The 18,538-nt window shown below is 40.3% G+C and carries 12 protein-coding genes; 8 read left to right on the top strand and 4 right to left on the bottom strand.

Annotation, left to right across the window (positions count from 1 at the left end):
- Nucleotides 1-22: 22 nt before the first annotated feature.
- Together FKG96_RS16700 and FKG96_RS16705 are read right to left on the bottom strand one after the other, a co-directional pair.
- Entirely contained in the window at nucleotides 23-1,537 is a 1,515-nt protein-coding gene (locus FKG96_RS16700; protein WP_130855833.1) for a RagB/SusD family nutrient uptake outer membrane protein, read from the bottom strand.
- A 17-nt stretch (nucleotides 1,538-1,554) separates the two neighbouring features.
- Nucleotides 1,555-4,557 carry a TonB-dependent receptor gene (locus tag FKG96_RS16705; protein ID WP_013667153.1) on the bottom strand — a complete coding sequence of 1,001 codons (3,003 nt, stop codon included), beginning with the start codon at nucleotides 4,555-4,557 and terminating at the stop codon, nucleotides 1,555-1,557.
- Nucleotides 4,558-4,979: 422 nt separating this feature from the next.
- Between FKG96_RS16705 and FKG96_RS16710 the strand changes: the two genes are divergently transcribed.
- The 3 genes from FKG96_RS16710 (at nucleotide 4,980) to FKG96_RS16720 (ending at nucleotide 8,886) form a co-directional block, all read left to right on the top strand.
- Nucleotides 4,980-7,463 (top strand): penicillin acylase family protein, encoded by a 2,484-nt coding sequence (locus FKG96_RS16710; RefSeq protein WP_130855832.1) that lies wholly within the window; start codon nucleotides 4,980-4,982, stop codon nucleotides 7,461-7,463.
- A 61-nt stretch (nucleotides 7,464-7,524) separates the two neighbouring features.
- Nucleotides 7,525-7,869, top strand: a complete 345-nt coding sequence (locus tag FKG96_RS16715; protein ID WP_130855831.1) for a hypothetical protein — start codon at nucleotides 7,525-7,527, stop codon at nucleotides 7,867-7,869.
- Nucleotides 7,870-7,899: 30 nt separating this feature from the next.
- Entirely contained in the window at nucleotides 7,900-8,886 is a 987-nt protein-coding gene (locus tag FKG96_RS16720) for an acyl transferase (RefSeq protein WP_130855830.1), read from the top strand.
- Nucleotides 8,887-8,956: 70 nt separating this feature from the next.
- Here FKG96_RS16720 and tyrS read toward each other — a convergent pair whose 3' ends face one another.
- Nucleotides 8,957-10,249, bottom strand: a complete 1,293-nt coding sequence (tyrS, locus tag FKG96_RS16725; RefSeq protein ID WP_130855829.1) for a tyrosine--tRNA ligase — start codon at nucleotides 10,247-10,249, stop codon at nucleotides 8,957-8,959.
- Between the two features lie 209 nt (nucleotides 10,250-10,458).
- Between tyrS and FKG96_RS16730 the strand changes: the two genes are divergently transcribed.
- Together FKG96_RS16730 and FKG96_RS16735 are read left to right on the top strand one after the other, a co-directional pair.
- Nucleotides 10,459-11,145, top strand: coding sequence for a hypothetical protein (locus tag FKG96_RS16730; RefSeq protein ID WP_013667159.1), 687 nt, complete (start codon nucleotides 10,459-10,461; stop codon nucleotides 11,143-11,145).
- A gap of 110 nt (nucleotides 11,146-11,255) precedes the next feature.
- Nucleotides 11,256-12,965, top strand: coding sequence for an amino acid permease (locus tag FKG96_RS16735; protein WP_130855828.1), 1,710 nt, complete (start codon nucleotides 11,256-11,258; stop codon nucleotides 12,963-12,965).
- 148 nt (nucleotides 12,966-13,113) lie between these two features.
- Here FKG96_RS16735 and FKG96_RS16740 read toward each other — a convergent pair whose 3' ends face one another.
- Entirely contained in the window at nucleotides 13,114-15,060 is a 1,947-nt protein-coding gene (locus FKG96_RS16740; protein ID WP_130855827.1) for a KUP/HAK/KT family potassium transporter, read from the bottom strand.
- Between the two features lie 256 nt (nucleotides 15,061-15,316).
- Between FKG96_RS16740 and FKG96_RS16745 the strand changes: the two genes are divergently transcribed.
- The 3 genes from FKG96_RS16745 (at nucleotide 15,317) to FKG96_RS16755 (ending at nucleotide 18,532) form a co-directional block, all read left to right on the top strand.
- Complete coding sequence (locus FKG96_RS16745) at nucleotides 15,317-15,832, top strand: T9SS type A sorting domain-containing protein (RefSeq protein WP_130855826.1); 516 nt, start codon at nucleotides 15,317-15,319, stop codon at nucleotides 15,830-15,832.
- Between the two features lie 365 nt (nucleotides 15,833-16,197).
- Nucleotides 16,198-16,809 carry a fumarylacetoacetate hydrolase family protein gene (locus tag FKG96_RS16750; RefSeq protein WP_130855825.1) on the top strand — a complete coding sequence of 204 codons (612 nt, stop codon included), beginning with the start codon at nucleotides 16,198-16,200 and terminating at the stop codon, nucleotides 16,807-16,809.
- A gap of 7 nt (nucleotides 16,810-16,816) precedes the next feature.
- Nucleotides 16,817-18,532 (top strand): M23 family metallopeptidase, encoded by a 1,716-nt coding sequence (locus FKG96_RS16755; RefSeq protein ID WP_130855824.1) that lies wholly within the window; start codon nucleotides 16,817-16,819, stop codon nucleotides 18,530-18,532.
- The last annotated feature ends 6 nt before the right edge of the window (nucleotides 18,533-18,538 follow it).

Consider the following 18,538-nt stretch of genomic DNA (forward strand, 5'->3'; position numbering starts at 1 on the left):
CAGCTACTGCCCGGCTTGAATACTAATATCCTGGATTTTGTGTATAATTTGGGTTTCCCAATTGGTTCAAAGGAATCGGGAACAACAGATTTTTCGCGTCTGATGCCGGTTTTTCTTGCCAGGCTTCCAGAAATCTGCCAAAACGGATGAGATCAGTTCTCCGATGTCCTTCCCAAAAGAATTCCCGGCCTAATTCATCCAATAATAGCTGTTCGTTCAATTCGGTAAAACTGCTGGCACCGCGCTTTGTCCGTACTTGATTGACTAAGTTAAGGGCTTCGCCGGTTTGTCCCAACCGTAATAACGCCTCGGCCTTCATTAATAAAACATCCGAATAACGGTAGAATACCCAATCATTATTTAACAAGCTCGTAGAACCGTTCGCATAGTCAATTGGATACTTAATAACACGTATACCAGCTACTTCCAAATGATTCTGATCTCTTTCTATAATGCTAACTTCTGGAGTAAAGGCTAAAGGGTTTCCTCGTCTATCGGTTAAGTTTTCACCATTTTGATTTACTTGCTGTCCCACCAAAAAGCCAACTCTTACACCACTCACATTAGTTACACCGGGATATTCACCGCCTCTCCGGACGTCACTTTCTTCAAATTTATTATAGAAGTCCGATAAAGTAGAGAAACCATTATTTCCCGGGGGATTTTGATTATAGTGTAATGTAGCTACCCACATATTCGTCATACCGGTAGCAGAACTTTCTCCACCGATATTTTCACCTGTAAAGATATTTTCGGTTGTCGATTGCCCATTATTTGGCGCGAAATTTAAATAATAATTATCAATTAAGGCGTATTCTCCACTATTGATAATCTCATCCGCCAACCGAACGACTTCCTGCATATCTTCATTGGCAAAAGTCGGCGCTTGACGATTCAAAAAGGCTCCCTTATTTAAATAAATTTTCATCAACAGAATTTTAGCTGCATCTTGTGAAGCACGATCAATTCTGTCCGTAGGTAAATCGTCTAACACTTCTGTCACTTCAGAAATCAGGTAGTCAATTTCTTCTTGCGCAGTTCTGACCCTCGGATTTTGCGTAACATTTTCTCCGGGGTCACGGTAAGGTACCTGTCCCCAACCATCTAAAATGGAAAATTCGGCAAAAGCCCGGAGAAATCGAGCTTGGGCTTCTTGCGAGGGAGTAGGATTATACTGCAAAATATCCGTTGCCGCATAGCTAACTCCTAGTACATCTTTAAACACACTGTGAACGCGTGTATGATCTGATTGCCATCGATGCAAATGAAGCGCTCGCCAAGCACCGTTATCGTCCCAGTCGCCGCCTCTCGTAGGAACTATAGCTTCATCGGTAGGAAATTCCTGTAGCGCCCACCAACCATACGGACCATAGTACGGATTGCGCATAGCAATATAGGCCGCATTTAACAACGCTGGTACATCATCGCTGCCAACGCCACCGGAACCTACTTGCCCATGAAGATCTTCTTCCAGTTTTGTACATCCTGTAAATGCAACTAATGCAAGTAAAAGGACCTTTATATATTTATTTCTCATGATTCTTCCGCTAAAATTTATAATGAAAAGTTGACGCCTAAATTAAATGTTCTGGCTGTTGGATAGGTCACATTATCTATGCCCGCCGAAGGCACGCTGTTTACCGATTTATTGACATTCACCTCAGGATCAAATCCTTTATATTTAGTGATCACAAATAAATTTTGCCCGTTAACAAAAATGCCTAAATTTTTAATGGAGTTACCAACATCTCCTACCCGGTAACTTAATGTAGCGTTGGCAAGTTTTAAATAGCTTCCATTTTCAATATAACGTGATGAGGCTGCAATTGGATTGGCTGGCGACTCTAATATGCTTGAATTTACTAGTTCCGAAGCAATGTTTCTAGACCCTAAATTAGATATAGGTAATACAGCATTAGCGGTATTATTATAAATATCTTGTCCGAGGGCTCCATTAAAGTTTGCAGAGAAAGAGAATTTTTTATAATCTAACGCTGTACTAATACCTAATAACACTTTTGGATTTGGATTTCCCACACGATAAAACACAAAACCGTCGTCTGTATATTGTGAAAACCCTTCTTGATCCAATCCTAAATATTCCCTTGTCACGAAGGCAAAAAGCGGATAATTATTTTGAATTACTTGCACCGTTACATCACTGAGCCCTTGTCCGCTTAAGCTACCGGTTCTAATGATTTCATTTTCTCCTAAATTGCGTACCTTATTGCTTACAAACGTTGCATTCGCCCCTAAATCCCATCGAAAATTATCATTTTCAACGATTACACCATTTAGGTTCAGTTCGATCCCTTTGTTAATTACTTCTCCCGGCAAATTTATCCAAGTAATAGATGCATCCGGTGATGCAGGATATTGTGGTGTTTGCGGAAAAAGTAAATCCGTTGTTTTCTTATTAAAATAATCCACCGTACCACTCAAGCGACCGTTAAATAAACCAAAATCCAGCCCCACATTCATCTGTTCATCCGATTGCCAACGTAAGTCTGGATTCTCGTTATTATTTATAGGTCTGGTTTGGCCACCACCTCCATATCCGATTGAATATCTACGTTGTGATGAACCCGACGGAAACTCTTGATTACCTGTTTTACCCCAACCGGCACGTAACTTCAATTGATTCAACCAAGCAACATCCGCCATAAAGTCTTCATTTTTCAGGTTCCAAGCACCCGCGAATGAAGGAAAGGTTCCATAACGGTTATTTTCTCCAAATCGAGTAGAACCGTCAATACGAACCGTAGCAGTCAATAGATAACGATCTTTAAAATTAAAGGTAGCCCTTCCGAAATAAGATTGTAGTTGCGTAGTAGGATCGTTAAAAGAGTTCAAATTTCTATTTCCAGGTGCAGTGGCTTGCATAACATCGGTATAATCTACAGGAATATCGCCGAAACCACGTGCATTCATGTCGGTGCCCCGATTGATGAAATCCATGTATTCATAACCTATCACCGCGTTTAGATTAAGGTCGGAGGCAATTTCTCTATTAAATGAGAGTGTATGAGTCAATTGTTTAGTTATGAGCTCATTATTAGCAACACTAGCATATCCCCCAGGGAAATTATTGGCGGGCTCCGCCTGAATACTTGGAAGATTAATAAAACTCCGCGTGGATGATCGACGTTCTCCCCGGTTATAGTTAATACTCAACAACATCCGATACTCCAACCAATCGTTAAACTTATAATAAGGTGACAAGCTTGCCAATATGGTAGATACATTAGAACGATCGTTATAAGCTTCAGACATGGCTAGCGGATTAACAATATTACCACGTTCTACCAGCAAACTGCCATCCGGGTTCCGCAATGGCCGAGTTGGGTTCCAGGCTAAAGCGTGTGTTAGTAAACTACCTGACGCTCCTGCGTCTGTTGCCAGGGGTGCTATATTTTCGTTGGTCTGGCTGGCTATTAAACTCACATCCAATCCCAATTTTTTACTTTTAAGCATTTTGAAATTTCCATTAAACGAACCGCTGTATCTTTTAAATCCGGTTTTTTCGATAATACCCTGCTGATCCTGATATCCAAAAGATGCTCTGTACTTATTATCAGCGTTCCCTCCGCTTAATGAAAGGCTGTGATTTTGATTGTAAGCGGTTCGCAATATCGCATCCAAAGCATCGACATTATCGCCAAAATCACCCGTTGTTAGTCCATATTTGTTTAAAGCGTCTCGATATTGGTTGCCGTCAAGAATGTCGATTCTTCTCATAATATTACTTATCCCACCGGAAGAGTTGACATCTACCTTCAGGCCGCCCTCCTGACCACGTTTTGTTGTGATTAAAACGACACCGTAAGCAGCTCTTGAACCATAGATTGCCGTTGCGGACGCGTCTTTTAAGATTTCCATCGAGGCAATGTCCGCCGGATTAATAAAACTCAAGGGATTTCCTGCCGGGCTCGTACCTATCCCGCCACTTTGACTCGGTCTGGCTGAACGCCCGTCCAAAGCAACGCCATCCACTACGTACAGTGGTTGCCCGGTACCTGTAACAGCCGAATTACCACGAATACGTACGGTAGTAGCGCCCCCTGGTTGTCCGCTATTATTGATCATCTGCACACCGGACACCTTACCCTGAATTAATTGATCGGCTGCAACTAATGGGCCTTTGTTGAAATCCTTGGCGCCAACGGAAGCAACAGCTCCCGTTAAATCACTTCTGCGTTGGGTACCATACCCTACCACCACCACTTCATCCAAACCCTGCGCATCGGGTTGCATGGTAAAGGTCACCGTAACTGCCTGGCCTGAAACCGTGACAGATTTTTCTTGCGGCATATAGCCGACAAACGAGGCAACTAATGTGTACCTTCCATTCGGAATATTAGCCATGTTAAAATTCCCGTCGACATTCGTTCCTACGGATTTGTTTAATTCTTTTAGTTGTATAGAAGCACTTGGTAAAGGTTGGTTGTTTTCGTCTAAAACTTTTCCCGCTATACTGCCACTTTGTGCCATAGAAACGAGAGAGCTTAGCATAAAAATGAAATACGCCAGAAAACTGACAACATGATTCTTTTTCATTCGATTGGTTTTAATGGTTATAATGAAGCTTGTTGGGCCAATTTATTTGGCCATTTACATACATACATCGCTAGATAAGCTTAAGGAACGGGCGTTGGATAAAAATTCATAATTTACTTTAATTTTATTGGTGATACCTTTTGTTAAGATTGGCAATTGTCAACGTCTTTCATGACAACACACAATCTGTTTATATTGGCCTCAGGAAACACTACACGTAATGAAAACGTTCCCGATGAGTGCGGTAAAATTAAAGTTATTCTTAAGAATTACAAAAGTAATTTGCAAAATATACACGTTAGTTTGGGTATCGCACACTCCAGATCACCTCCTTTTCTTTTAAAAAACGTTGCAGGAAATGACGTTTTTAGTTACTTTTATGTCGTGACCTATTACAACCGTTCATTATATTCTATAGACTTATGAAGTTAAAAGCAGCCTTAGCTATTTTTCTATGTATCGGTTTAGCGTTCGTATTAAATAAAAAAATCGGGGATATCCCTCCTCTAGGAAAGTTTTTAAGTCCATTTGATGGCTTTTGGAAAAATGCAGAGCCCCTTTCGCAAACAGAAAATCAAAGCTTTTTTGTAAAAGGGATAAAAGACACCATCGAAATTTTTTATGACGACCAACGCATCCCCCACATTTCTGCCAGAAACGATTATGATCTCTATTTTGCGCAGGGCTACATTACTGCGAAAGACCGACTTTGGCAAATGGACTTTCAAACGCGATATGCAAGTGGTAGACTTGCGGAAGTAGTAGGTGCAAAAGCAGTTCCGTTAGATCGGTATCAACGAAGAATGGGTATGATGTTGGGTGCTGAGCGAATGCTAGCTGAAAGTATGAAAGATCCTATTAGTAAACTTATCCTTGAAGCCTATGCCGATGGTGTAAACGCTTATATCGCCGATCTCTCTCCTGCTGATTACCCTTTGGAATTCAAACTGTTAGATTATGCACCTGAACCTTGGCAACCTATAAATTCAGCCTTATTGCTGAAATTAATGTCTGCTACACTCGCCGGTAGTACCGATGAACTTCATATGACGAACATCCTGAAGACACATGGAAAAGAAATAACAGACAACTTATTTCCAAACTATCCTTTTAGAGAAGATCCGATTATCCCACAGGGAACGCCTTGGCCATTTAAGGCGGTACACGGAACAAACATTGCAAATAAAATTCAGACACCTGTAGAACAACCCAAAGAGTCACTCTCTTTAATGAAGTTTATTGATCAAAATAATTTACTGGCAGGAAACAAGGAAGAGGGTTTAGGCAGCAATAATTGGGCAATATCTTCGCAAAAAAGCAGCACGCGCTATCCAATACTGGCAAATGACCCACATCTTAGCCTTACACTTCCAAGCATTTGGTATCAGGTACAGCTTCAAAGTTCCACCAGCAACACTTGCGGTGTTTCTATCCCAGGTGCCCCTTGTGTAATTATCGGCTTTAATCAGCACATTGCCTGGGGTGTGACTAATGTCGGATCAGACGTATTAGATTGGTACCAAATTACCTTTAAAGATAAAAAAAAAGACTTCTATTTAGTTGATGATGAATGGAAGAAAACTACGAAAAGAATAGAAAAAATCAACGTAAGATCAGGTGCTACTGTATTCGATACGGTATACTACACCCATCACGGTCCTATTAGCGTCACCGAAGAACCGCTGAATAGCGAAAGCAACTTAGCAAACAACATACCAACGGGTGCAGCTTTGAAATGGGTTGCCCATTTGCCCTCCAATGATTTGCGAACCTTTTATGAGTTGAATCGAGCCAAGAACTATGGTGACTACAGAAAAGCACTGGTATTTTTTACTGCGCCTGCTCAGAACTTTATTTTCGCTGACAATCAGGATAACATTGCTATTACACCAAACGGCTATTTTCCATTAAAATCATTTGAACATGGAAAATTTATACTCGATGGAAAATACAGCAAGAACGATTGGTCGGACAGAATTCCTGCCGAGCAGAACCCAAGCGTTAAAAATCCATCACGCGGTTTTGTCAGTTCGGCAAATCAATCCCCGGTTGATCAAAGTTATCCTTATTATTTGAATTGGGAGTATGCACCCTATGATCGCGGGCATCGAATAAATGAACGACTAGCAAAACTGGAACACGCAACGGCTGATTCACTTCGATTACTTCAGCTCGATAACAGAAGCATATTGGCGGACGATATCCTGGATACCTTGGTGTCTGTTACTGAAGGGGTGCAGGAATTAAATGACATTGATCGAAAAGCACTTGCCTTATTGCGAAATTGGGATCATTGTTATGAAGCAACTTCTATTGCTGCAACCATTTTTGAACAATGGTATAAAGAAATTGAAAATGCATTATGGAGCAAATGGTTTGATAAAAAATCGGCGAAAATGCGTTATCCCAATCGCGATCGTACCGTCGAGCTCTTACTCAATGAACCTAATTCAATATGGTATGGAAAGGAAAAGACGGGCACCCTAAGCCCTCGAGCTACCCTGTTCGCCAAATCACTTCACGACGCCCTACAGAACCTGGAAGAAAAATATGGTGCGCTCGATGAAACTTGGGCGTGGGGAACGGTCAATGAACGACGTGTTCTTCACTTGGCGAGTATAAAAGGATTGGCATCTTTTAAGTTTCCCGTCAATGGTTCGGGGCGTACAATAAATGCAATCAAGGAAAAGAGCGGCCCTTCCTGGAGAATGGTGGTCGAACTTGGTCATAGGCCGAAGGCTTATGGCATATTACCGGGTGGCTCGTCAGGAAATCCGGGTAGCATTTATTATGACAATCAGTTGAAAGCCTGGCTTCAGGGAGAGCTCAAAGAACTACTATTCCTGACAGGTGAAAAAAATGAGCTGCAAAACAGAATTGTAAGTAAAATTACGCTTACCAACTAAATCTGCTTCTGTCTTTCGTAAGTGAATAGGCAAACTTCATGCTTTTTAAAATACTATTATAATGAAAATGTTTATCGTACTCTGTGTAATCATCTTTACGGCTCAATTAGTATTGCCTTGGTGGATCATTATACCAATTTCCGTCATTGTATCCTATCTTTTCAACGAAAAGCCATGGAAAGCTTTCATCATTTGCTTTGCTGCAATCTATTGTGTTTGGGCTTTGTACAGCCTTTATCTAAGTTATTTAAACGGACACATACTAGCTAACCGTGTCGGCCTGTTGCTGGGCTTACCTGAAAGCTCTTTCAATTGGATCTGGATGACGCTGATCAGTGGTATACCCGGTGGCCTTGTAGCGGGTTTTGCCGGCTTGTCGGGACAATACATTAGAAAAGCATTTTAATATTTTCACGTATCTTTGTTTTCAGTAAATATGGTAAACATCGATAAAAGGGCAATTTTTCAAATACGCTCATCGGAACAATTTGAGCAAGTTGCATTGCAAATTTTTAAGAAGCAAGCATTGGAGAATGCGGTGTATAAGGAATACCTGGACTATCTCAACTGTAATCCTAACAATATTTCTCATACAGAAGAAATTCCATTTCTGCCTATTGAATTTTTTAAAACAAAAGAAGTCATACTGAATAATCAAATCAGTCAAGTTATTTTTTCAAGTTCGGGAACTACCGGTATGCAACCAAGCAGGCATTTGGTTAGCGACTTGAGCTTGTACGAAGAGAGTTTCAGAAGAGCTTTCAGGCTTTTTTATGGCGATATAAAAAACATGGCCCTATTGGCCCTTCTTCCTTCTTATTTGGAACGCGAAGGATCTTCACTTATTTATATGGTAGATGATCTGATTAAGGATTCCAATCCACAATATAGCGGTTATTTCCTTTATGACCATCGGGCTTTATATGAACGATTGAAGGAGCTTCAAAACCTGAAAATTCCAACCATGCTAATCGGCGTCACCTATGCTTTGCTTGATTTTGTCGAAAACTATAACATTTCTTTTAAAGAGTTGATCGTTATGGAAACCGGTGGAATGAAAGGTAAGCGGAAGGAAATGATCCGAGATGAATTGCATAATATATTGTGCACCGGTTTCGGCGTCACCGCCATACATTCCGAATATGGAATGACTGAGCTTTTGTCTCAAGCCTATTCTGAGGCAAAGGGCGTTTTTGCCTGTCCTCCTTGGATGAAAGTATTAATAAGAGATGTAAATGATCCACTTACCAAATTGCCGAAGGGATTAACGGGAGGCGTCAATATAATTGACTTGGCTAATCTTAATAGTTGCTCTTTTATTGCCACACAAGATCTCGGTCGCGTTTCAAGTAATAATCATTTTGAAATATTGGGCCGCTTCGATCAAAGTGATATCCGAGGTTGTAATCTATTGGTCCAGTAGCCACTCGCTCATAGCTATTATTGTTACCGGCTGCTGAGCTACAACCGGTAACCGACATTCAAAAAGGGGCTTACTGTGCAATAAGTAAAAAATAGTTCTTTTTACCTTTTTGTGCAATTATATATTTGTTATTAATCAAGTTTGAAAGGTCAATCGTTTGATCAACCGATCCAACTTTTTCCCTATTAATGGATACGCCCCCACCTTGTATCATTTTCCGAGCTTCACCTTTTGAAGGGAAAACAGATGCGTAGGTAGAGAGGAGATCGACAACATTGATTCCGTTTTTCAACTCCTCTTTTCTAATTACAGACTGTGGCACACCATCGAAGACGTCCAATACATCTGCGTCGTCCATGCCACTTAGAAAGTCCAAAGAACCGCTTCCAAATAAAAACTCAGAAGTCTTTACGGCCATTTGGTAAGCAGATACCGAATGTGTTCTTATCGTAATATCCTCGGCTAGCGCCTTTTGAACAATTCGTAAATGTGGAGCAGCATCATGTTCAGCGATAATCGAATCGATTTCGGCCTTATCTTTAAGGGAAAAAATTTTGATCCAATTTTTTGCGTCTTCGTCACTTGCATTAAGCCAGAATTGATAATATTTATAGGGCGACGTTTTTTTAGGATCCAACCACACGGCACCACTTTCAGTTTTTCCAAATTTTGTGCCGTCTGTCTTCTTTATCAACTGAGTTGTTAAACCAAAGGCACTTCCTCCTTCCTGCCTTCTAATAAACTCCGAACCGGTTACGATATTACCCCATTGATCCGATCCGCCCATTTGAATCATACAACCTTTATGTTTCCATAGATAGTAAAAATCATAGCCTTGGATAAGCTGGTAAGAAAACTCCGTAAATGATAAGCCATTTTCACCTTCTAATCGCTTTTTTACTGAATCTTTTGCCATCATATAATTGACAGTGATAAGCTTTCCGACATCACGTATGAAATCTAAAAACTTAAAATCTTTGAACCAATCATAGTTATTGACCATTATGGCTCCATTGCCTTTTCCACTTCGGTTGTCAAAATCTAAGAATTTTCTCAACTGCTTTTCCAAGCATGAAACATTATGGCGAAGCGTTTCCTCGTCCAACAAGTTCCTTTCCGCTGATTTGAATGATGGATCTCCGATCATCCCGGTGGCTCCTCCCACCAAAGCGATCGGTCTATGTCCCGCTCGCTGAAAATGAATGAGAGTCATTATTTGCGTTAAATGACCTACATGCAACGAATCGCCTGTTGGATCAAAGCCGATATAACCGGAAGTTACTCCTTTTTCTAATTGTTCTTCTGTTCCGGGCATAATGTCCTGTAGCATGCCCCTCCAACGCAGCTCGTCAACAAAATTCATCTCTGTGTCTATTTATTTAACTATCTATTTTTCCCATGAAATGTGCAAACTTAGCATTATTTTTTCATCGATGTAATTTTTTCTCCATTTAATACCTGGAGTTCTTTACTCGAAAGCTCCTATTTGAAAACTGGCATAAAAAATGTATATTCACAGGAAGTTTGCACATAACAGAATTGGACAAAGATGAGGACTTTAAACTGAGTACCATGAATTTCCTATCTCATTTTTATTTTGAACGAAAAGTAAATGACCCTCATCGCGCACTTGGATCTGTGCTGCCTGATCTTTTACGAAATATGGATAGAGATATCCGTGTTTTTCCCGAGAAGAATGTTGCATTGTTTATCGATGATCAGCGTATTTCTCGGATATTGAAAGGCTGGTGCCGCCACTTGGCTACAGACCGGTTCTTCCACAACAATGTGTTTTTTTTGGAAAAAACGAGACAATTGAAAGCGCATTTGTCACCTGTTGTTGCAAATACACCCATCCGCGCTTCGTTTCTTTCACACATTGCGCTCGAGCTCCTCCTTGATCGCTTACTTCTCAAGGATAGTTGGCTACATGAAAACGACTTCTACGGGCAACTCCAAGATGTAGATCGTCAAAGCTTATCCCGTTTTTTGGAACTTGCCGGCTTACAAGATACCACACTATTCCTTACATTTTTTAATGCTTTTATCAATGATCGATATTTAGGAACCTATCGTGAGATGGCCAAAGTTACCTACGCTCTAGACCAAGTTTGTAAAAAATTTTGGCCGCAAGGCTTAAATGAAGATAAAAAACTTCAGCTGACTGATGCCTTAAATGTATATGAAAGAGAATTAGCATACAATTATAAAGTGATCTTTAACGAAATTGCCGATTATTTAAGCAAATACTACAATTAGGCTCACCTAAGAATGGATGCAGCTTTATTTGGTGTCCATAACAACGGAATAAAATATTTTTTTTATGTTTGGGCCTTAATTTTAATTGCTGTTTAACAACCAAACATCGTATGGCTCATAAACTCTTCCGCAAAAAAACCGTTGAGCAAATCCAAAAAGACACGTATCATCAAGGAAGCGGAGGATTAGCAAAAGTCCTAGGCGTAAAAGATCTAGTTTCGCTCGGTATAGCGGCTATTGTTGGGGCGGGTATCTTTAGTACAATAGGATTAGCAAGCTATAACGGTGGTCCGGCAGTTTCGCTTTTATTCGTTTTTACAGCGATAGCATGTGTATTTACGGCGCTTTCTTATGCGCAATTTGCAAGCACCGTCCCCGTTTCCGGAAGTGCCTATACTTATGCCTATGTTGCATTCGGTGAAATATTCGCATGGATAATCGGATGGGCACTTATTTTGGAATATGCAGTGTCCAACATGGTGGTTGCCATCTCGTGGTCTGAATACTTTGTAAGCATGCTAAAGGGCTTCGGCATCCGACTTCCACTGTGGCTTACAACTTCTTCCGAAGGCGCCTATGAAGCTTTCCATAAACTACAACAAGCGGGCTCCGAAGCTCTCAGTTCTTCTGAAAAAATTGCAGCAGCGGCCTATGAACAAGCTCCCCACTTAGGTAATATTGCCCTTGTTTGCAACCTTCCGGCTGGCCTTATTACGATTTTGGTGACGTGGCTGGTCTATATTGGCATTAAAGAATCAAGAACTGCAAGCAACATCATGGTCATTCTTAAAGTCAGCGTGGTGCTTTTTGTTATTATCGGGGGTGCTTTTTATGTTAAACCGGCAAACTGGAGTCCTTTCGCACCTAATGGAATTCAAGGAATTTTAAGTGGTGTTGCAGCTGTGTTCTTTGCGTTCATCGGTTTTGACTCCATTTCAACTACAGCGGAGGAATGTAAGAATCCACAACGTGACCTCCCACGTGCTATGATCTACTGCCTTTTAATCTGTACCGTTTTATATGTATTAATAACGCTTGTGCTAACAGGGATGGTGAACTATAAAGAATTGAACGTGAATGATCCCTTAGCCTTTGTATTTCAATCAACAGGATTAGATTTTATGGCAGGAGTCATCTCCATTAGTTCTGTTATAGCTATTACCAGTGCCCTATTGGTTTTTCAATTGGGTCAACCACGCATTTGGATGACGATGAGCCGAGATGGTCTATTATGGAAAAAATTTGCCAGTATTCATCCCAAGTATAAAACACCTGGCTTTGCCACCATTATTGCCGGTATCGTGGTTACGATTCCTGCGCTATTCTTTAGAATGGATTTCTTTGTAGACTTAACCAGTGTAGGTACTTTCTTTGCCTTTATATTGGTTTGTGGTGGTGTTTTATATTTAGATCATCAAGGGATCTCAAAACAATCAAAGTTCCGGGTTCCTTACGTCAACGGCAAATATATAGTCGGTTTAGCCCTCTTAATAACAGTGCTAGGTCTGTTCATATATGGTAAAGCAACGATAAAAGAATGGGTTGATCTCTCTGCCGTGGAATTAATCGAACATAAATCGCTCACAATAATCTTCTGGCTTACTTGGGTCATACTCACTGTTCTCAGCTACAAATACAACTTCTCGACACTCCCGGTAGCCGGTATTTTGGTAAATCTTTACCTCATGACTGAACTTGGCGCAAGCAACTGGATTATATTTATTGGTTGGCTCGTTATAGGTCTTATCATCTACTTCATTTACGGCTATAGAAAGTCAAAATTGAATGCTAGCCATAGAGCTTTAGGCGATAAGCTCTAAGCTTTAGTTACCCTGTCGGTATGTAAGTACAACTGTCACAACCACCTAACCCACCACCATTACATTGGCTAACCGACCTTTGGGAGTTCATGAGTGCCGAAAAAGCTAACACTTACGAATAATTCGCTAATTGGCTAATTAACCGAACCTACTGCTTCCAATAACTTCGTTTGATATTAATTTCTTTTGTACCCGAAATGACAAGTGGTACACGTTCAATGGTCACGAAGCTGGAATCTAAGCCGAAACCTCTTTCTTCTGATAAACTGAAATGCCTCAGCAGATTATAGGCATCCATTACGATACGTTCCATAAACCCTAGATTATTAGACCTTGAAACCACTTTTTCGAGGACCACAAATCGAAAGTCACCCACCATATTATATTTCTTCAAGGTTTTATACCTACTTGTAATCTCTACCTCCTGGTTTTTCACTAACTCTTCTACTACCTTTCGGAACAACAGGCTAATACGTTGTTCGACTCTAAATCCTAAACGAAAATCTATTCGTATCAACTTGCCCTTAACTAGGTGATCCACTTTATATTCATTTGTATAGGGTTCATCGGTCACATCAACATGAACCAGCCAGTATACATCGGCGCGTTTTGGTTTCTTCTGAAGAATAGAATAAACAATCTTCGACTCTATTTCCGATCTAAAATTGGCGCTAGTCAGGTATACGAGTTGAGAAGCATAGCGAGGCACTGTTTCATCTTCTGTCAATTCACTTAATATAGGATAATAATCCTCTATATCAACATAGCGTACAAAATTATTCTTTATCTTTCGAGCCCACCACCAACAAAGCATAACAGCAAAAAGCACACTCGCCAAAAGCAGCGTCAGCCATCCACCATGAGCAATTTTGGCGCCGTTTGCCGCTAAAAAAGCCAGTTCTATCCCCATGTAAATGATGAAAAAAAGCGCAATCAAATACCGTGGTGTATGCTTTTTGAAAAGATACGCTACCATTAAGACAGTTGTTGCTAGAAAGGTGGTATTGATGGCTAATCCATAGGCCGCTTCCATATTGCGCGACTCTTTGAATATTAAAATTACGACCATACAGCCAATCCATAAAAGTAAATTTACCGATGGCACGTACAACTGGCCTTTTTGATTACTTGGGTAGTTAATTTTCACTTTCGGCCAGATATTAAGTCGCACCGCCTCAGCAATCAGGGTAAACGATCCCGATATCATAGCTTGCGATGCGATAATAGCTGCTATCGTTGCAATGGTAATGCCAATCGTCAAAAACCACTCCGGCATCAAGAGGTAGAAAGGATTCTGATCGTTTAGATAGGCACCTTGATGCTGTGCCAACCAAATGCCTTGACCAAAATAATTCATTAATAGGCAGGTTTTTACGTAAATCCAGCTTATTCTAACATTCGCGCGCCCACAATGGCCCAAATCTGAATAAAGTGCTTCAGCACCTGTAGTACACAAGAATACCGCTCCTAAAATCAACCATGCATTCGGATAATTAATTAGAAGTTTAATGGCATAATACGGGTTGATAGCTGCAATAATTTCGGGCATATCAACCAAGTAACGTAAGCCTAAAACCCCCATCATCGTAAACCAAACAAACATCAGCGGACCAAACACTCTTCCTACCACCGATGTTCCAAATCGTTGAATAACAAATAAAACAGAAATGATGCCGATCACAATGGGAACAGTGGGCAAATCTTTGTTATAGATTTTCAACCCTTCAATTGCGGAAGATACGGTGATTGGTGGCGTAATCATCCCGTCAGCAAGCATAGCGGCAGCTCCAACCATGGCCGGAAATATTAACCACTTAGCTCTCCGTTTGACTAGCGAGAATAGAGACAGAATCCCACCCTCTCCCTTATTATCGGCCTTTAACGTGATGATAACGTATTTTATGGTAGTTTGTAAAGTCAAAGTCCAAAAAATACAGGATAATCCCCCATAAATCAACTCAGATGTGATAACATCGTCACCTATAATGGCTTTGAATACATATAAAGGAGAGGTTCCTATGTCGCCATATATCACCCCCAAACTAACCAATAAACCCGCAGCGCTTAACTTGTGTAAATCTTTTGATTTTTCCACTGATTAATTTTTCTAATTTACGAGGCAAATGTAGCTAATATATTGATATTTGAAAGCATGTCTCATTTCCAATCAATTCAAAAACAGAGCAAACGAAAAAAGTTGTTAAAAATTGTTAAAAACTATCTTTTTTTTGCTTTGTTCTAAAAATTGAAATATATTTATTATATTTTTGTAGTCAAGCTAACTGGTGAAGTGTTTCCCTTTGTGACGATCCACTTCTCTTTTTTTGCAATAACTATTTGAAGCGACACCTATGGCATATAAATACTTTTCTATTCTATATCTTTTTATTTTAAGTGTAGTCTTTACGCTAGCAAAAATAGACACGCATGCGGCGGCTTCTCTCAGTCTAGAAATGGATTCCGCATCGAGAAAGCAGCAAACACCCATGCAGAAGAGTCGAATTTCTGACCACAAAGCCTATAAGGTCAGCGATCTGCACTTTGGATTCAAACCTTTTTCTCCCTTAATGGGGGCACAAAAGATGGAGGGGACCGAAAATGAAAAGCTGCTCAGTAATGTGAAGGTTTTTCCAAACCAAATTTCAGATCAACTGAGTTTGTCCTTTAAACTAAACAAAGATAGTAATGTGTCCATCAAAGTGATGGATGCGTTGGGAAATGAAGTAACTACTTTGCTTTCACAACGTCTGTCTGCGGGAGAACAAAGCAACACTTTTAACTTGGGTAGTAAGCTTAACCAGGGATTTTACTTTATCCGTGTTGTTGCCGGTACAGAAACTATTGTTAAGCGAATTGAAGTGCTCTAGATAAAAACTAATTACTTTTCTGATTCGAAACCATCCGCTCCAATTGGAAACGGATGGTTTTTTTATTTAAATTAACAATCAAAAAATTCGTTGCAATTTTTTTTTGTAGTAGGTTTGGGGGTATATTTACAGAAACCTGCTGGCCGTAGGCAGGCAAGCTTCATTGCCACTTTAAAACAAATTATTAAATGAAACCTGCTGGCCGTAGGCAGGCAAGCTTCATTGCCACTTTAAAACAAATTATTAAATGAAACCTGCTGGCCGTAGGCAGGCAAGCTTCATTGCCACTTTAAAACAAATTATTAAATGAAACCTGCTGGCCGTAGGCAGGCAAGCTTCATTGCCACTTTAAAACAAATTATTAAATGAAAATTATAGCAATCGGTAGAAACTATGTAGCCCATGCCCACGAATTAAACAATCCTGTACCGGAAAAGCCTGTAATTTTTTTGAAACCGGATACAGCAATACTTAAAGACAATAAAGATTTTTATCTACCTGATTTTTCAAAGGAAGTCCATCACGAAATTGAGATAGTGATCCGAATTTGCAAAGAGGGAAAGCATGTTCAGCGAAAATTTGCTGATACCTATTATGATTCCATCGGTTTGGGAATCGATTTTACAGCACGCGATCTTCAAGCAGAACATAAACAAAAAGGTCTACCCTGGGAACTGGCAAAAGCCTTTGATCAATCGGCGCCCGTTAGTACTTTGATTCCAAAAAACACTTTTGCAGATATCTATAACATTAATTTTTGTTTAAAGAAAAACGGAGAAGAAGTTCAGATAGGGAATACAAACAATTTGATCTTTTCTTTTGAGAGCATTATATCCTTTGTAAGCGAATACATTACACTCCGTAAGGGCGATCTAATCTTTACAGGAACACCTGCCGGCGTAGGCCCTGTGGCTATCGGCGATCATTTGGAAGGTTATATTGAAGACCAAAAGCTACTTGATTTCAATATAAAGTAAATTGCGGATGAAACTTCTCTATATTACCTCGCTATTTCTCCATTTCATGCTTCCGGTAGAAGCTCAAGATTCGCGCGTTCAGCAAAAACAATACCCGCAGAACTATTTTCGTCCTCCGCTAGACTTAGCGCCGCAGGCAGCCGGAAGCTTTGGTGAATTGAGGTCAAACCATTTTCATTCTGGAACAGACTATAGGACGAATCAGCGAGAGGGTTATCCGGTTTACGCCGTAGCTGATGGCTTTATTTCTCGTGCCCGCATCCAAATAGGTGGTGGCGGAAATGCGCTTTATATAGATCATCCAAATGGTTATACCAGCGTTTATATGCATCTACAACAATTCAATGCAAAAATCGCCACACTTGTAAAAGATAAGCAATACAGTGAAAAAAGATTTGATGTAGATTTTCCGTTGACAGCCACAATGATTCCGGTGAAGAAGGGAGACGTCATCGCATTCTCGGGGAATACCGGTGGGTCCGCTGGACCCCATTTACATTTTGAACTTAGAGATACTAAGACCGAGCATACCATTAACGCTCAACTTTTTGGACTGACAATTCCCGACAGGGTCCCTCCTACTATTAGCGCTTTAACGATATATCGATTTGGAAGCGATACATACGACGAAAACACAGAAAGAGAACACTTTCAGGTTTCGGGGACCGGTGGTGAATATAAAATTACCCCGACAAAAACAATTATCATCAACGGACCAACCGCTTTTGGAATTGTAGCTTCCGACCTCAATTCTGCATCGGCCAATCGAAACGGCGTATACTCCATTGAACTTTTCTTGGATGGAAAGAACATTTATACAGCGGCCTGGGAAAGCTTTTCTTTTGACAATAGTCGAGCCATTAATGCACATATTGATTATGCGTCTTATATATTACATAAAAGAAGAATACAAAAGAGCTTCGTGGAACAAGGGAACAAACTAGAAATTTACCACAATCTTCATAATCGGGGTATCATCCATATTAAAGATCAACAGAGTCATCGGCTTCTTTATAAAGTAAAAGATATAATGGGCAATGTGAGTACTTTATCATTCGAAGTCAGAAACGATCCTCAGTATACGATAGCAAAAAAGAATCACGAAGGAACGACTTTCTTTTATTATGGGCAAGATAACCAATTTGAAAATGACGCGATAAAGATTAACCTGCCTAAAGGCAGCCTATACAGCGATTTATATTTTAGATACGATCAAGGCACGCGTCCAAAAGGTGCTTATTCGCATCTACAGCACATCCATAACCGCATGGTTCCGGTGCATCAGGGATATAGCTTGGCAATTAATGCGCAGGACGTGCCCCGCAACTTGCAATCCAAAGCTCTTATTGTAAATGCGCAAGGCGATTCGCAAGGAGGCATTTATAAAGATGGTTTTGTTATGACGACTGCAAGAACCCTGGGAAGTTTTTATATCACCGTTGATACCGTCGCTCCCATTATCCGTTCGCTTAATCTCTCTGCAAACAAAAATATGAGTGCCTACAGTCGGATTAACTTCAAAATATCCGATAATTTGTCAGGAATTCAGTCATTTGAGGGCTACATAGATGATCAATGGATATTAATGGAATATGATCCCAAAAGTGCATCTCTCCGACATACCTTTGACGACAACCTCCCTAAAGGAAGGCATCGGTTCAAATTGCGTGTAAAAGACTGGAAAGACAACGAAAAAGTATTTGAGGCGGATTTTGTGAAATAAGCTGTC

The sequence above is a fragment of the Olivibacter sp. LS-1 genome, assembly GCF_008245145.1.
Taxonomy (GTDB): domain Bacteria; phylum Bacteroidota; class Bacteroidia; order Sphingobacteriales; family Sphingobacteriaceae; genus Olivibacter; species Olivibacter oleidegradans.

Bases quoted from the DNA above. Each gene is read 5' to 3' on its own strand.
- FKG96_RS16730 (WP_013667159.1), top strand. From the start codon at position 10,459: ATGAATTTCCTATCTCATTTTTATTTTGAACGAAAAGTAAATGACCCT.
- FKG96_RS16750 (WP_130855825.1), top strand. From the start codon at position 16,198: ATGAAAATTATAGCAATCGGTAGAAACTATGTAGCCCATGCCCACGAA.
- FKG96_RS16710 (WP_130855832.1), top strand. From the start codon at position 4,980: ATGAAGTTAAAAGCAGCCTTAGCTATTTTTCTATGTATCGGTTTAGCG.
- tyrS (WP_130855829.1), bottom strand. From the start codon at position 10,249: ATGAATTTTGTTGACGAGCTGCGTTGGAGGGGCATGCTACAGGACATT.
- FKG96_RS16700 (WP_130855833.1), bottom strand. From the start codon at position 1,537: ATGAGAAATAAATATATAAAGGTCCTTTTACTTGCATTAGTTGCATTT.
- FKG96_RS16705 (WP_013667153.1), bottom strand. From the start codon at position 4,557: ATGAAAAAGAATCATGTTGTCAGTTTTCTGGCGTATTTCATTTTTATG.
- FKG96_RS16720 (WP_130855830.1), top strand. From the start codon at position 7,900: ATGGTAAACATCGATAAAAGGGCAATTTTTCAAATACGCTCATCGGAA.
- FKG96_RS16755 (WP_130855824.1), top strand. From the start codon at position 16,817: ATGAAACTTCTCTATATTACCTCGCTATTTCTCCATTTCATGCTTCCG.
- FKG96_RS16715 (WP_130855831.1), top strand. From the start codon at position 7,525: ATGAAAATGTTTATCGTACTCTGTGTAATCATCTTTACGGCTCAATTA.
- FKG96_RS16745 (WP_130855826.1), top strand. From the start codon at position 15,317: ATGGCATATAAATACTTTTCTATTCTATATCTTTTTATTTTAAGTGTA.
- FKG96_RS16735 (WP_130855828.1), top strand. From the start codon at position 11,256: ATGGCTCATAAACTCTTCCGCAAAAAAACCGTTGAGCAAATCCAAAAA.